Below are 14,437 nucleotides of genomic sequence, written 5' to 3' on the forward strand. Positions count from 1 at the left end.
TTGTTCGTCGTTCGTATTCTTCCGGGTGCTTACAGCTTCATGGCCGCTTATAGCTACATGGCCGCTTATAGCTTCATGGCTGATACATAGCCGGTCAGTTCGAGGTAGCCCCTTCCGGCGACCCGGCCGTCGCGCTGCACGGTGACGGCGCCTTCCCAGTACACGGCGCCGGTCGACCGGCGCGAATCCAGTTCCTGGTCCGGCTGCAGCGGCTCGATCTGCCATTGCGTCGTGCCCGTGGCGAGGAGCGTCGCCACCGGGTAGGCGGTGTTCGTGCGGGGCGAGGTCCAGCTCCGTTGCGGCATGAAGCGGACCTGGTCCGGACCGTATTGCGTCACCTTGCCGGCGCCGTCGCGCCAGGTTGCGTGGGCCCACAGTGTACTACCATCCCTGGCGCGGATCCGGAAGGCCATCAGCGCGCCGCCGTCGTCGAGGTTCAAGCCGGTCCAGTCCCAGCCCGCGGCATTCGTGTCGAGCACCTGGCTGGACCATTCGTGGTCGAGCCATGCGGTGCCCGTCACGGCCTGCCTGCGGCCCGCGTGAACGACGTCGCCGTCGACCTGCAGATGCGGCTCGCTATAGTAATAGCTGGCGTGGCCGGCCTTTGGCCCCTTTTGCGAAAAGCCGGCCTCGCCCTGCAGCAGCACCGGTTGCGTGGGCGTGAGCCGCAACGTGAACGACAGCTCTCCGGAACGCACGACGACGCGGTAGCGGCCGTCCGGTTCGCGCCGCATGCTCCAGTCGTCGAGTTTTACGTCCGTCGTGCCCGTGTCGGCGTAGGCGAGCCCGAAGCCGGCGCGCGCGCTTCGCTGGTCGTGCACGAGGTGGCCGAGCGCCGGATCGGACAGCGCCGCGTGGCCGATGATCAGCTGCTTCGGTGCGAACGCGCTCGGGTTGGCCGGATCCGTCTCCGTGCGGCTGCGGAAGAACGTGACCTGGAAGCCGAGCGGCTTGCCGTCGGGCGTCTTGAGCCAGCCGGTCGCGTACCACCATTCCGTCCGGTAGTCCGGATGGGCGCCGTAGTCGGCCGGGAACGTCAGCGTACGTCCCGGCGTGACGGGCGCAAAAATGGGTGCAGGCGCGGGCGGTGCCGCGTGGACGCACGTCGCGACGAGCCACAGCAGCAGGGTGCGGAATATGCTCATCACCAGTCCTCCCGCACGGCGCGCACCGGCCCGCCGGACAATGCGTAGCGGCCCGATACGAGCGCCGTCGCGACGGACGCCGCGACCAGCACGCCCGCGACACTGCCCAGCAGGGGCCACGGCAGGTGCAACTGCATCGTCCAGTGGAACGACTGTGGATTCACCACGTAGACGAGGATCAGGCTGATGACGAGGCCGAGCACGAAGCCCGTGACGACGCCGAGCGCCGTCAACGCGCCGCCCTCGACGGCGAGGATGCCCAGCACCTGCCGGCGCGTGACGCCCACGTGGCGCAGCATGCCGAATTCCTTCGCGCGCGCCAGCGTCTGCGCGGAAAATGTCGCGGCCACGCCCGAGAGGCCGATGGCGATCGCGATCGCTTCCAGCAAATAGGTCACGGCGAAGCTGCGGTCGAAGATTCGCAAACTCATGGCGCGGATGTCGCCGGGCCGTGCCAGTTGGAGTGCCGCGCCGAACGGCAGTTTGCGGAGCGCGGCCTCGACGTGCGCGACATCGGCGCCGGGCGCGGCCCACAGTGCGGCATCGGTGACGGTCGTGTCGCCCGTCAGCGCGCGATAGTCATCCAGGCGCACGACGACGGAGCCGGTCTGGTTGGCATAGTCGCGCCAGACGCCGGCGATGAAGAAGGGCCGCGGCCGGCCGCCCAGCGGCAGGTCCAGCGTCTGGCCGGCCTTCACGCGGTACAGGTCCGTCATCGCTTCCGACACCCATACGGGACGGGCGCCGGCGGGGACCGGGGCGGAGTCGCCGACGAGGGCCAGCATCCGTCCCGGATCGTTCGCTTCGATATCGCGCGCGACGAGCACGATGTTCGGGCGGGCCGGGTCGAGCGACAACGGCCGCGTGCGCAGGAACGCGGTGCGCGCGACACCGGGCACGCCGGCCAGCGCCGCCTGTTCCGGCGCGCCGAAGCCGCCCGTGTTGCCGCCGGCGCTGCTGCGCACGTACAGGTCGGCCGGCAGGATGTGCAGGATCCAGTCGTCGACGGAGACGCGGAAGCTCGCGACCATGATGCCCATCGCGACCATCAGGCTGAAGCTTGCCAGTACGCCGCCCAGCGCGATCGAGGCCTGGCCCGGCGCGTTGGCGAGGCGCGCCATTGTGAGTGCCAGCACGGGCGAGTGGTCTTCGCGGCGGCGCAGCGCGCGGTCCAGCAGCCGGAACGCGGAGGCGGCCAGCCGCGGCATCAGGCCGATGCCGCCGATGAGCAGCAGGGCGACGGCGCAATAGCCGAACAGCGGCAACCCGAATACGGGCGGCGCGAACGCGCAGGCGCCGGCGAGCAGCAGGCAGACCAGGGAGGGCCAGATGCGGTTGAGGCGCTCCAGCGCCGTCTCGTCGTTGCCGGACTTGAGCGCGATGGCGGGACGGGCACGGGCCGCTTCCAGCGCGGGTGCCGCGCAGCCGAGCAGCGCGACGCCGAGGCCCAGGCCGAAGTAGACGAGGGCGGCGCCCGGCGCGAATTGCACGCGCGGCTTCACGCCGGGGAAGTAGCCGGCACCGAGGTCGCCGCCGAACAGGGACAACGCGGCCGCCGCGAGCCCATAGCCCGCCGCGATGCCGAGCAGGGCGCCGAGCACGCCCAGGGTCGCGCCTTCCAGCAGCACCTGGCGCAGCAGCGCACGCCGTTCCAGGCCGAGCACGCGCAGCAGCGCGAACTGTCCGCGCCGGCGCAGCACGGACAGCGCCTGCGTGGAAAACACGAGGAATGCGCCGGTGAACAGGGCGACCAGCGCCAGCACCGTCAGGTTCACGCGGTACGCGCGGCTGAGGTTATTGCTGCGGCTTTCCTGGTTGGCGTCGCCGGGCCGGCCGACCGTGAAGCGGCCGGGATAATCGCGCTCCAGCTCCGCCGCCAGCGCGCGCCCGAACGTGGCGCGGTCGACGCCGTCGCGCAGTTTCAGGTCGATGCGCGACAGCTTGCCGGTGAGGTGAAAACGCCACTGCAGCGCGCCGATGTCCATCACGCCGAGGCGCTGGCCGCTGCGCGCGCGCAGGATCGGCCCCGCCACGCGCAGCGCCAGGTCCCGCGTGCCGGCGCGGACCACGATGCTGTCGCCGCGCGCCTTGCCCAGCCACGCCTGCGCGGCCGGCGACAGGAACACGGCGTCGTCCGCGAGGACGTCGTACGGGTGGGACGCATCCGGCGCGCCCATCAGGTCGGGGGCGATATAGCCGGCGCGGAAGGCGTCGAGGCCGACGATCTTCAGCGCCCCCTGTCCATCGGCCCGGGCGGCGTCGACTTCCAGCACGGGCGAGGCGAGGGCGACCCCTTCGTGGGTGGCCAGGCGCGGATAGATGCCTTCGTCGAACAAGGCTTCGCGCCCAGTGACCTGGACGTCGGCCTGGCCGGACAGGCTGTGCACGGCCGCGTTGAATTCATTGAATGCCGCCGCATTGATCAGGTGGATGGCGAAGCCCATCGCGACGCCGACCGCGATGGCGACGACGGCCAGCACCGCGCGCATCGGGTGCGCGCGCCACTCGCCGAACAGCAGCCAGCGCGACAACGGGTTGACGCCGAAGATCACGCCGGACATTCCACCGCCAGCGCTTCCGTCGCCCGTTTCGACCGGCGCAGCGCGGCCACCCTGGCGCGGCCCGTCAGCCGGGCGACGTCTTCCTCGGCCCAGCGCTTGCGCAGGTTCAGCCGCGCGCACTGCTTGCGGTGCGTGGCGGCGGCCCTGGCCCGGCGCGCGTCGGCCTTGTCGCTGCGTTCCTGTTCCTGCGCGCGCGCGATGCGCAGCTTTTCCAGTTGGAGGAGCGTGCGCGCGTCGCGCGTCGGCACCGATTCCGCGCCGTCCGGGCGGATGCCCGCCGGCGCCGGCAGTTCGACCGATTTGCCGTGGGCGCACGGGCGATCCGAGTAACCCGTCTTGCCGTCGTGCGTGCACTTGTAGACGGGATCGGCGAGGGCGCTGGTCAACAGGCAGGCCGCCAGCAGGGGAAGAAAACGCATCATGAAGGTCTCCGGGTCACAGGATTTTACCGGGGTTCATGATGCCCAGCGGGTCGAGCGCGGCCTTGATCGCACGCATCAGCTGCAGCTCGACCGGCGACTTGTAGCGCGGGAGCTCGTCGCGCTTCAACGCGCCGATCCCGTGCTCGGCCGAGATCGACCCGCCATGCGCCGCCACGCTGTCGTGCACGATGCGGTTGATGGGGCCCTGCTCGGCGAGGAAATCGTCGTGGCGGATGTCTTCCGGCGGCGCGACGTTGTAGTGCAGGTTGCCGTCGCCCAGGTGGCCGAAGCAGACGACCTGCACACCGGGATAGTCCGCTTCCAGTTGCGCATCCGTCGTCTCGATGAAGTCGGCGATGCGCGAGATCGGCACGGAGATGTCGTGCTTGATGTTCTTGCCGGCCGCCGCCTGCGCGAGCGGGATGTGCTCGCGGATGGCCCACAGCGCGCGCGACTGGGCGATCGACGTCGCGACGACGGCGTCCTGCGCGAGCCCGTCTTCCAGCGCCCGTTCGATCGCGCGCTCCAGCAGCGCCACGCCGTGCGCCTCGGACTCGTGGCTCGACAGTTCCAGCAGCGCGTATTGCGGATAGCGTTCCGGGAACGGCTGCGGCAGGTCGGGGAAGTGGCTGGCGACGAGGCGCAGGCTGACGTCGCTCATCAATTCGTAGCCCGTCAAGGTCGGCCCGCATTCGCCTTCGACGAGCTTCAGCAGCGCCAGCGCGTCGCGCGGCGTGGCCAGCGCGACGAGCGCCGTGATCGCCGCCTTCGGCTGCGGGAACAGTTTCAGTACGGCCGCCGTGATGACGCCGAGCGTGCCTTCCGCGCCCACGTACAGGTCGCGCAGGTCGTAGCCGGTGTTGTCCTTGCGCAGGCCGCGTAGGGCATCCCACACCTCGCCCTGCGCCGTGACGACTTCCAGGCCCAGGCACAGTTCGCGCGTGTTCCCGTAGCGCAGGACGCCCGTGCCGCCCGCATTGGTCGACAAATTGCCCCCGATGGTGCAGCTGCCTTCGGCCGCCAGCGACAGCGGGAACAGCATGCCGTGTGCGCTGGCCGCCTGCTGGATGTCCTGCAGGATGCAGCCGGCTTCCACGGTCATCGTGCGGTTGAACGTATCGACGGTGCGGATGCGGTTCAGGCGCCGCAGCGACAGCACGATGGCGTCGCCCGCCGCATCCGGCACGCTGCCCAGCACGAGGCCGGTGCGGCCGCCCTGCGGCACGATCGGGACGCGCAGTTCCGCGCACAGGCGGACGACGGCGGCCACTTCCGCCGTGCTGGCGGGGCGCACGACCGCGCGGGCACGGCCCGTGAAGCGGCCGCGCCAGTCGGTCAGATAGGGGGCGGTGTCGTGCTCGTCGACGAGGACGTTGGCCGCGCCGACGATGCCGGCGCAGCGCTCGATAAGGTGATCAGCGATGAGCATCAGTCATGCGGTACTTTGACCTTGTCGAGCAATTCCTTGGCCAGCTTCTGCGCCTGCTTCTTGTACGGGCGGAGGTACAGCAGGGCGAACAGGAAGTACGAGACGACGAGCAGCGCTTCGCCCAGCGCCATCATGCGCGAGATTTCCGTCTTGTCGCTCCAGGCGCGCACGATGCCTTCGACGAAGTAGATCAGGATGACCATCGACGACCACTGCAGCGTGTACAGGTCGCGCTTGAGGACGCCGCGCAGCGGCAGCAGCAGCGGCAGGGCCTTCAGCGCCAGCAGCGAGCCGCCCGGGTGGAGGGGCGCGACGACGATCTCCCAGACCAGCAGCCAGGCGAACAGGATGACGAGACTCGTCACCGCGCCCGTATGAAATACCCTTTGCGTTTGCATCGCTTACTCCGTCCCCTGCAGTTTGCGGCTGGCGATCGCGAGGCGCCGGCCGAGCGCGATCGCGAGCCGCTTCTCGTCTTCCGTCACCGGGCGGTTGCCGTCCACGCCCGACCAGTGGGTCGCGCCGTAGGGACTGCCGCCGCTCGCGGTGGTCATCAGTTCCGGCTCGGTGTAGGGCAGGCCCATCACCATCATGCCGTGGTGCAGCAGCGGGATCATCATCGACAGCAGGGTCGATTCCTGGCCGCCGTGCAGGCTGCCCGTCGACGTGAATACCGCGGCCGGCTTGCCGGCCAGCGTGCCGGACAGCCACTGCGCGGAAGTACCGTCGAGAAAATATTTCATGGGCGCCGCCATATTGCCGAACCGCGTAGGCGAACCCAGCGCCAGTCCGGCACACTCCGCCAGATCCTCGAGCTCCACATAGGGCGCGCCGGCACGCGGGATGTCGGGTTCCGTCGCTTCGGCCACCGTCGACACCGCGGGAACAGTCCGCAACCGCGCTTCCATGCCCGGCACGCTGTCGATGCCCTGGCCGATCAGTTCGGCCAGCCGGCGCGTCTTTCCATGACGCGAGTAATACAACACGAGGATAATCCGATTGGTTGGGTTCATCGTTGGTATTATAGGGCGCTTTACAAGATGACACGCTCGCCGTCGGCGCTTTTTCGATGCTTTCCAAGACCGTCACCAATCTTTCCCGCAGCACGACCGAGATGATCAACACGGGCGTCGACCGGGTGCGCGGACTGACGTGGAACGAGGCGCGCGACCTCGTGCGCTTCGCGCGCCGCCGCCTGACCGAGGAAAAGCTGCCGCAGGTGGCGGGCAGCCTCACGTTCACGACCACGCTCGCGATCGTCCCGCTGCTGACGATCGTGCTGGCCATCTTCACCACGTTTCCGATGTTCGGCAAGCTGCGCACGGCGCTGGACAATTACTTCGTCCAGATGCTGATGCCGAAGGCGATCGCCAACACGATCACGTCGAACCTCACGCAGTTCGCCAGCAAGGCGACGGGGCTGTCGGCCGTCGGCGGTATCGCCCTCGTGTTCACGACCGTCGCGCTGATCGGCACGATCGAGCGGGCGTTCAACCAGATCTGGAAGGTGCGCCGCCCCCGTCCGGTCGTGCAGCGGGTGCTCGTGTACTGGGCGCTCGTCACCCTGGGGCCGCTCGCGTTCGGCCTGTCGCTCACGTTGACGTCGCAACTGTTTTCCGCCACCAACGGGCTGATGAGCCTCGTGCCGTTCCTGGGCGCCGTGTTCTACACTCTCGTGTCGGTCGCGCTGACGACGGGCGCCTACGTGCTGCTGTACATGACGGTGCCGAACCGCGACGTCGACTGGCGCGATGCCATGTGGGGCGGCCTCGTCGCCGCCATCGCGTTCGAGGTGGCGAAACGCGTGTTCGCCATCTTCATCCGGCAATTCCCCACCTACGCCATCATCTATGGCGCGTTGGCCGCACTGCCGCTGTTCCTCGTCTGGATGTACCTGTCGTGGATGATCACGCTGGTCGGCGCGCTGCTGACGGCCGCGCTGCCCATCGTCAAGTACGAACGCTGGTGGTACGAACCCGTGCCGGGCGGCGCCTTCGTCGATGCGATGGCCGTGCTGAAGGTGCTGCATGGCGGGGCGCGCCTGACGGGGACGGCGATGGTGTCGAGTGCGCAGATCCGCGCATGCACGCGCATCGGCTACGACGAGATGACGGAGCTGCTGGAACGGATGGTGGCGGCCGGCTGGGTCGGGCGCGTGCACGTCGAGGAGCAGGTACCGCTGCGGTGGAGGATGGGTAAAGGCGGAGGTGCGCGGGCCGGGACCGATTGCTGGGTCTTGCTCGTCGATCCGCGCCTCGTCAGGCTCGCGGACGTCTACCGGCTGTTCGTGTTCGGCGGCGTCAAGAGCGAGGCCGGACCGCCGGCCGATGGCGCGCAGTCGCCGCTGGCGCTGGACACGGCCGCGCTCGCTCGCGAGGTCGAGGCGTCCGTCGAGCGGGGGCTGGACGAGACGCTGGCTGACCATTTTATCCGGGTCACCAGCTGAGCTTGCCGGTCAGCATCTCCCAATACATCACCCAGTCCGCGCGGAACGAATACCACGGGTAGCCGAACGTGGCCGGACGGTTCTTTTCGAAAAAGAAGTGCCCGACCCAGGCGCCGCCATAGCCCGTCACGACGGCGACGGCGAGCCACCACGGATTCAGGCTGTCGATGTACTGCGCGATGCCCGCGATGGCCGACGACGTGCCGAGGAAGTGGGCGCGCCGGCACATCCGGTTCTCGTGCTGGGTCAGGTACCAGGGATAGAACTGCGCGAAACTGTCGTAGCGGACGGCGGCCATGCTGCTCTCCCGGTTGTCTCCCTGCTGTCCAGTGTAGATCAATCCAGGCCGCGCACGAAGTCCGCCAGCGCGGCGCTCACCGCATCGGGCTGTTCCGTCATCAGCGCATGCCCGCAATCGAGCGCGACGACGCGCGCATGCGGGATCGCGGCCACGAGCCCTTGCGCCGAACGGGGCGGCGTCATCGCGTCGCGCCGGCCCTGCACGAACAGGGTCGGGCACGCGATGGCCTGCGCGGCCGCGTCTCCGTTCGCGTACGTATTGCACGCGACGAAGTCCGTGTGGAACAGCTGATCCGGGTTCAGTTGCGACAGGCGCTGCATCAGCCGGCGCGACGCGCCCGCCAGCCAGACACCTTGCGGCCGGCTGGGCGGGGCCGGTGCGATGGCCGCGTGCGACCACAGGTTGACCATGTCGATGGCGGCCGGTTCGTTCGTGCGCGCCGTCTCCAGTAGCGCGTCCGACACCTTCATCGGCCACGTGCTGCCCACGAGGGCCAGCGCGCGCACGCGGGCGGGCGCCCGGGACGCCGCTTCGAGGGCGATCAGCGACCCCATGCTGTGGCCGGCCAGCACGGCGCGGGCGATCCCGGCCGCGTCGAGCAGGTCGAGCAGCCACGCGGCCATCTCCTCGACCGCCGCCAGCGCGGGGCCGGCGCTGCGGCCGTGGCCGGGCAGGTCGACGGCCAGCACGCGGTGGCCCTGGTGCGCGAGGGTGCGCGCCTGGGCCGTCCAGACGGAATGGTCGTTCTGGGCGCCGTGGATGAACACGATGGCCTCCGGGCCAGGCGCGCTGCCGGCGGCGTAGGCGTAGGCGGTCTTGCCGTTCACGTCGAGCAGCATGTCAGGCTCCTTTCTGCGCCAGTTTCAGGGCGCGGGCGAGGTCGCCCTCCAGGTCGTCCGGGTCTTCCAGGCCGACGTAGAGGCGCACGGTGCCCGCGCCCGCGCCGGTGGCGTGCGAGCGGGGGCCGCCGATGGCATCCGCCCGGCCGAAGACCTTCAGCGCATCGAGGAAGCGGCCGGCCGCGGCCGGGCCGCCCCGCAGCGTGAACGGGACGACGGCGCCGGCGCCGCGCGGCAGCAGTGCATGTTCCGCATAGGCGACGCTGGCGACGGCCGGGTGACCCGCGAGCGTCTCCGCGACCCTGCGGGCGCCGGCGACGTGGCGGTCCATCCGCATGCCCAGCGTCTCGAGTCCCCGCAGGATCGCGGCCGCATCGTGCGCGCCCGGCACGGTGCCGAAAGCGCGCAGGCCGACGTGGCGCGCACACAGGGCGAAGGCGCCGACCGTCGACTCTTCGGCGAACACGCGGCCGTCGCAGGCGGGATTCGGTTCGCACAGGTCGGCGTAGCGGCCCGTGCGCGTGTGCGCGGCATGCCAGTCGAACGTGCCGCCGTCGACGAGCAGGCCGCCAGGCGCGTCCGCTTGTCCCGCGAGCAAGGCGGCACCATGGACCACGAGGTCGGCGCCATGGTCGAGCGCGGCCAGCAGCCACGGCGTGGCGAGCGTCGCGTCGACGAGCAGCGGCAGGTCGTGGTCGTGCGCGATGGCGGCCACGCGCGGGATGTCGAGAACGGTGCCCTCCAGCCCGAGGGCCGTGCCGACGAGCACCCGCGTTTCGGGCCGGATGGCCGCGCGCCACCCGTCGGGAGCCTGCGGATCGACGAACGTCGTCGTCACGCCGAAGCGGCGCAGGCCGTGTGCGAGGAGGGCGCGCGCGTCGTCATGCAGGTTGTCCGCGGCGACCACGTGGTGGCCGTTGCCTGCCAGCGTGGCCAGCGCGAGATGCAGCGCGGCCTGGCCGCTGGCCGTCGCGATGCCCGCGACACCGCCTTCGAGGGCGGCGGCGCGCTCCTCGAGCGTGGCGACGGCCGGGTCGGGTGACGGCGTGGCGGCGGCGACGTGCAGCGCCAGCGTGCTGAAGCCGGGGTAGCGGGGACCGCTCATGGGGTTCATCCTGAAAACGAAGAAGGCGCATGCTAGCATCCGATAGCGCTAACCGTTACATTTAATCATCAAGATGGTGCAGAGTGCACGGTTGCAAGGCAAAAAGGTGGATTTTTTGGGGAGCTTAGGCTAGAGTCAAATTTATGAAATACACAACGCAGCACGCATCTCCAATCAAGGGGGTCCAAATGAAGGTATCGGAAATCCTGCAGGTCAAGGGCGACATTCTCTACACCGTGTCGCCGGACACCGACCTGGCCAACGCCGCCGCCACCATGGCCGAGCGCGACATCGGCTCGCTCGTCGTGATGGAATATGGCGACCTGGTCGGCATGCTGACCTTCCGCGAGGTCATCAAGGCCTTGCACGCGCACGGCGGTTCGCTCGAACCCGCGGGCACCGTGCGCAAGCACATGGACGACAGCCCGATCACCGTCACCCCGGACACCGAAGTCAACGAAGTGCGCCGCATCATGCTGGAAAAGCACGCGCGCTACCTGCCCGTCATGAACGCGCGCACGCTGCTGGGCGTGATCTCGTTCTACGACGTCGCGAAGGCCGTGCTCGAGGCGCAGAGCTTCGAGAACCGCATGCTCAAGGCCTATATTCGCGACTGGCCTGCCGAGCAGATGGCCGAGGATTGACCGGTCGTCGGTGATTACGCGGCGCGCGTGAGCGCGTCGCTGCCCAGCCACTCGATGAGTGCCGCGGGCGCGAGCGGGCGCGCGAACAGATAGCCCTGCGCGAGCGGGCAACCGAGCGCCTGCAGGATCTGCGCCTGCACCTCGTCCTCCACACCTTCGGCGATGATCGACAGGCCCAGGCTGCGGCCCAGCTCGATGACCATCTCCGCGATGCTGCTGCCCCGTGCCGCGTCCGTGATCTCGGTCACGAACGCGCGGTCGATCTTGAGCCGGTCCACGCACAGGCGCTGCAGGTAGGAGAGGGACGAGAAACCCGTGCCGAAATCGTCGATGGCGATCGACACGCCGGTGCGCTTGATTTCGGCGAGGCGTTCGATCAGCAGATCGGGTTCTTCCATCGCCATCGATTCCGTGATCTCCAGCTCGACACGCTCCGGCGGCGCGCCCGTATCGAGCAGCGCCTGGCGCAGCATGTCGATGAAATGCGGATGGCGGAACTGGACTTGCGAGACGTTGATCGACATCGTGAAGTCGAGGTGGCCCGCCGCGCGCACGCGCACGAGTTCCGCGCAGGCTTCGCGCAGCACCCACGCGCCGATGTCGATGATCAGGCCCGAGTATTCCGCGATCGGAATGAAGCGGTCGGGCGCGACGAAGCGGCCGTCTTCCGTGCGCCAGCGCAGCAGCGCCTCGGCGCCGAACGCGCGGCGCGCGGCCAGTTCGACCTGGGGTTGATAAGCGAGGAACAGTTCGCCGCGCGCGAAGCCGCTGCGCAGCGCGTGCATCAGGCGCACCCGTTCGCGGATCTCCACGCCCATGCCGCGCGAAAAATAGAAGTGGCCGCCGCGCCGCTGGGTCTTCGCGCGCTTCAGCGCGATGTCGGCATCCTTCAGCGCATCGGCCGCGCTGCCGTCATGCTCCAGCAGGCGCACGAGGCCCAGCGTGGCGGACACCTGCACGTCCTGGCCTTCGATCGAGAACGGCGCCGCGAACTGGTCTTGCACGGCGGCCGGATCGATCAGGCCGGCCTCGCCCAGCAGGCAGAAGATGTCGCCGCCGATGCGGGCCAGTGCCACCCGCGCATCCAGGCGCGTGCGCAGGCGCTGCGCCACGGCGCCGAGCAGCGCGTCGCCGAACTGGTGGCCGAGGGCGTCGTTCGTTTCGGCGAACTGGTCGATGTCGACGAGGCACAGGGTCGCGTCGGCGCGCGCTTGCAGGCTGTCGTCGATGAGTTCGACGAGGCGTGTCCGGTTCGGCAGGCTCGTGAGGCCGTCGTAGAACGCCGCGCGGTGCAGGGCGGTCATCAGCGCGACGTTGTCCAGGCCGACGGCGATGCTGCTCGTGAAGACGTCGACGAGGCCGCGGCGCAGGGCGTCCAGCGGATGCGCCAATTTCAGCCATGCGGCGAAATGACGGTGCGACTTGCCGCAAAAGTAAAGGGCGAGGTGGTCGGGTTCGTACCGGTTGCGCCGTTCGGCCAGCGCGCGCGCGATGGCGGCGGCCGGGCCCTGGCCGCCCGGCGCCAGCATGCCGGCGCGCGCGAGGTCGGTGCTGGGCCCGCAACTGGCGAGCACCTGCCAGCCGACGTTGCCCGTGCCCGGCGGGCAGGCGCACAGCACGCCGTCCGCCGGCTGGCCGGCGAGGGCGGCCACTTCGCGCAGGATGCCGAGCGTCATCTCGCCGACGGTGTGCAGGGCCATCAATTCCGTATTGGCGCGCACGACTTCGGCAAGGCCCGTGCGGCTGTCTTCGAGCGCGCGGATCTGCTCGTAGGCGCGGATCGCGGCGGCCACGCTCGTGTAGAGCTTCGTGCGGGTGAGTTCCGACTTGGTGCGGTAATCGTTGATGTCGTAGCCGCGGATCGCGTCCATCTCGGGCGCATAGCCGGGCTGGCCCGTGCGCAGGATGATGCGCACGTCGTGGCGGCCGAGCGTGTCGCGCACGTGGCGCACGAGGTGCAGTCCCGCGTCGGCCTGTTCCATCACGACGTCGAGCAGGATCACGGCGATGTCGTGTTCGCGGGCCAGCACGTCCATCGCTTCGGCGCCGGAATACGCATGCAGGAATGCCAGCGGCCGCCCGTGCATTTCGAGCGCACCGAGCGCGAACGTGGTCGTCGAATGGACGTCGGCATCGTCGTCGACGATCAGCACGCGCCACGCGCCGCCGTCCTTCACAGCTGGGTCTGCCGGCGTCTCGTCTGCGAACACCAGGTCATCGTCCTGTGCGGCGCCCGGAGGCGTGTTCGGTGCGGGCATTGCTGCGTCTCCAGGTTAAGCTCGATAGTTGTGAATCAGTATATCTGCAATGCTATCCATTCAGGCAAAAAAGTTCCATGTGGAAACATTTTTATTGATGCAACTAGTCTATTCACCGGTCCTTTGTCCATGCTGGTAGAATCTTCCATTCCATTCGCACAACCCAACGAGATTCCATGTCCGGCAACACATTTGGCAAGCTGTTTTCCGTAACCACTTTCGGCGAATCGCACGGTCCCGCAATCGGCTGCGTGATCGACGGCTGTCCGCCGGGACTGACGTTGTCCGAAGCCGATATCCAGCCCGAGCTGGACCGTCGCAAGCCGGGCACGTCGCGCCACGTGACGCAACGGCAGGAAGCGGACCAGGTGAAGATCCTGTCCGGGGTCTACGAAGGCGTGACGACGGGCACGCCGATCGCGCTGCTGATCGAGAACACTGACCAGCGCAGCAAGGACTACGGCAACATCGTCGAGATGTTCCGCCCCGGCCACGCGGACTACACCTACTGGCACAAGTACGGCGTGCGCGACCCGCGCGGCGGCGGCCGCTCGTCCGCGCGCCTGACCGCGCCCGTCGTCGGCGCCGGCGCCATCGCCAAGAAGTGGCTGCGCGAGAAGTACGGCACCGAGTTCATGGGTTGCATGAGCCAGCTGGGCGACATTCCCGTGCCGTTCGAGGATTTCAAGCACGTGCACGCCAACCCGTTCTTCGCCGCGACGTCCGACGCCGACCTGATCGCGCGCATGGAAGCGGCAATGGATGAACTGCGCCGCGCGGGCGATTCCATCGGCGCCCGCATCGACGTGGTGGCGAAGAACGTCCCGGTGGGTCTCGGGCAGCCGATCTATGACAAGCTCGACGCCGACATCGCCTACGCCATGATGGGCATCAATGCGGTGAAGGGCGTGGAGATTGGCGCCGGTTTCCACTCGGTCGCGCAGAAGGGTTCGGAACACGGCGACGAACTGACCCCGGAAGGCTTCGTGGGCAACAATGCCGGCGGTGTGCTGGGCGGGATCTCGACGGGCCAGGACATCGCCGTGTCCATCGCCATCAAGCCGACGTCGTCGATCCGCACGCCGCGCCGCTCGATCGACAAGCAGGGCAATCCGGTGACGGTCGAGACGTTCGGCCGCCACGACCCGTGCGTGGGCATCCGCGCGACGCCGATCGCGGAGGCGATGCTGGCGCTGGTGTTGATCGATCACGCCCTGATGAACCGCGCCCAGTGCGGCGACGTGCACGTGGATACGCCGCGCCTGCGTTAAATACCGGAGCAGTTGA

At 68.9% G+C, this 14,437-nt stretch carries 13 protein-coding genes; 3 read left to right on the forward strand and 10 right to left on the reverse strand.

The window, feature by feature from the left end:
• Nucleotides 1–65: 65 nt before the first annotated feature.
• The 6 genes from ACEN98_RS29715 to wrbA are packed head-to-tail and all read right to left on the reverse strand — an operon-like array spanning nucleotide 66 to nucleotide 6,570.
• Nucleotides 66–1,145, reverse strand: coding sequence for a lipocalin-like domain-containing protein (locus ACEN98_RS29715; protein WP_413388425.1), 1,080 nt, complete (start codon nucleotides 1,143–1,145; stop codon nucleotides 66–68).
• Nucleotides 1,145–3,706, reverse strand: a complete 2,562-nt coding sequence (locus tag ACEN98_RS29720; RefSeq protein ID WP_413388426.1) for an FtsX-like permease family protein — start codon at nucleotides 3,704–3,706, stop codon at nucleotides 1,145–1,147. The genes ACEN98_RS29715 and ACEN98_RS29720 overlap by 1 nt, the downstream gene beginning before the upstream one ends.
• On the reverse strand, nucleotides 3,694–4,128 hold the full coding sequence (locus ACEN98_RS29725; protein WP_413388427.1) for a DUF4124 domain-containing protein: 435 nt from the start codon (nucleotides 4,126–4,128) through the stop codon (nucleotides 3,694–3,696). The genes ACEN98_RS29720 and ACEN98_RS29725 overlap by 13 nt, the downstream gene beginning before the upstream one ends.
• Before the next feature lie 13 nt (nucleotides 4,129–4,141).
• Complete coding sequence (locus ACEN98_RS29730; protein ID WP_413388428.1) at nucleotides 4,142–5,557, reverse strand: FAD-binding oxidoreductase; 1,416 nt, start codon at nucleotides 5,555–5,557, stop codon at nucleotides 4,142–4,144.
• On the reverse strand, nucleotides 5,557–5,955 hold the full coding sequence (locus tag ACEN98_RS29735; RefSeq protein WP_413344780.1) for a DUF2069 domain-containing protein: 399 nt from the start codon (nucleotides 5,953–5,955) through the stop codon (nucleotides 5,557–5,559). Before ACEN98_RS29735 ends, ACEN98_RS29730 begins: the two co-directional genes overlap by 1 nt.
• Nucleotides 5,956–5,958: 3 nt before the next feature.
• Nucleotides 5,959–6,570, reverse strand: a complete 612-nt coding sequence (wrbA, locus tag ACEN98_RS29740; protein ID WP_413344782.1) for an NAD(P)H:quinone oxidoreductase — start codon at nucleotides 6,568–6,570, stop codon at nucleotides 5,959–5,961.
• 56 nt (nucleotides 6,571–6,626) lie between these two features.
• Here wrbA and ACEN98_RS29745 point away from each other — a divergent pair, with 56 nt between their 5' ends.
• Nucleotides 6,627–8,003: a YihY family inner membrane protein gene (locus tag ACEN98_RS29745; RefSeq protein ID WP_413388429.1), complete on the forward strand. Its 1,377-nt coding sequence runs from the start codon at nucleotides 6,627–6,629 to the stop codon at nucleotides 8,001–8,003.
• Here the strand turns inward: ACEN98_RS29745 and ACEN98_RS29750 are convergent.
• From ACEN98_RS29750 to ACEN98_RS29760, 3 genes are read right to left on the reverse strand one after another with little or no spacing between them, the layout of a single operon-like run.
• A complete protein-coding gene (locus tag ACEN98_RS29750) occupies nucleotides 7,993–8,301 on the reverse strand; it encodes an Mpo1-like protein (protein ID WP_413388430.1) in 309 nt (102 codons plus the stop codon). The genes ACEN98_RS29745 and ACEN98_RS29750 overlap by 11 nt on opposite strands.
• A 38-nt stretch (nucleotides 8,302–8,339) precedes the next feature.
• On the reverse strand, nucleotides 8,340–9,143 hold the full coding sequence (locus tag ACEN98_RS29755; protein ID WP_413388431.1) for an alpha/beta fold hydrolase: 804 nt from the start codon (nucleotides 9,141–9,143) through the stop codon (nucleotides 8,340–8,342).
• Between the two features lies 1 nt (nucleotide 9,144).
• Nucleotides 9,145–10,248 carry a PLP-dependent transferase gene (locus ACEN98_RS29760; protein ID WP_413388432.1) on the reverse strand — a complete coding sequence of 368 codons (1,104 nt, stop codon included), beginning with the start codon at nucleotides 10,246–10,248 and terminating at the stop codon, nucleotides 9,145–9,147.
• A gap of 188 nt (nucleotides 10,249–10,436) precedes the next feature.
• Here ACEN98_RS29760 and ACEN98_RS29765 point away from each other — a divergent pair, with 188 nt between their 5' ends.
• Complete coding sequence (locus tag ACEN98_RS29765; RefSeq protein ID WP_036231747.1) at nucleotides 10,437–10,892, forward strand: CBS domain-containing protein; 456 nt, start codon at nucleotides 10,437–10,439, stop codon at nucleotides 10,890–10,892.
• A 14-nt stretch (nucleotides 10,893–10,906) separates the two neighbouring features.
• Here ACEN98_RS29765 and ACEN98_RS29770 read toward each other — a convergent pair whose 3' ends face one another.
• Complete coding sequence (locus ACEN98_RS29770; protein ID WP_413388433.1) at nucleotides 10,907–13,150, reverse strand: EAL domain-containing protein; 2,244 nt, start codon at nucleotides 13,148–13,150, stop codon at nucleotides 10,907–10,909.
• Between the two features lie 176 nt (nucleotides 13,151–13,326).
• On the opposite strand from ACEN98_RS29770, the gene aroC reads away from it, so the two are divergent.
• On the forward strand, nucleotides 13,327–14,421 hold the full coding sequence (aroC, locus tag ACEN98_RS29775; protein ID WP_413342909.1) for a chorismate synthase: 1,095 nt from the start codon (nucleotides 13,327–13,329) through the stop codon (nucleotides 14,419–14,421).
• Nucleotides 14,422–14,437: the final 16 nt, after the last annotated feature.

It is taken from the genome of Massilia sp. CT11-137 (assembly GCF_047302885.1).
Taxonomy (GTDB): Bacteria; Pseudomonadota; Gammaproteobacteria; order Burkholderiales; family Burkholderiaceae_D; genus Telluria; species Telluria orientalis.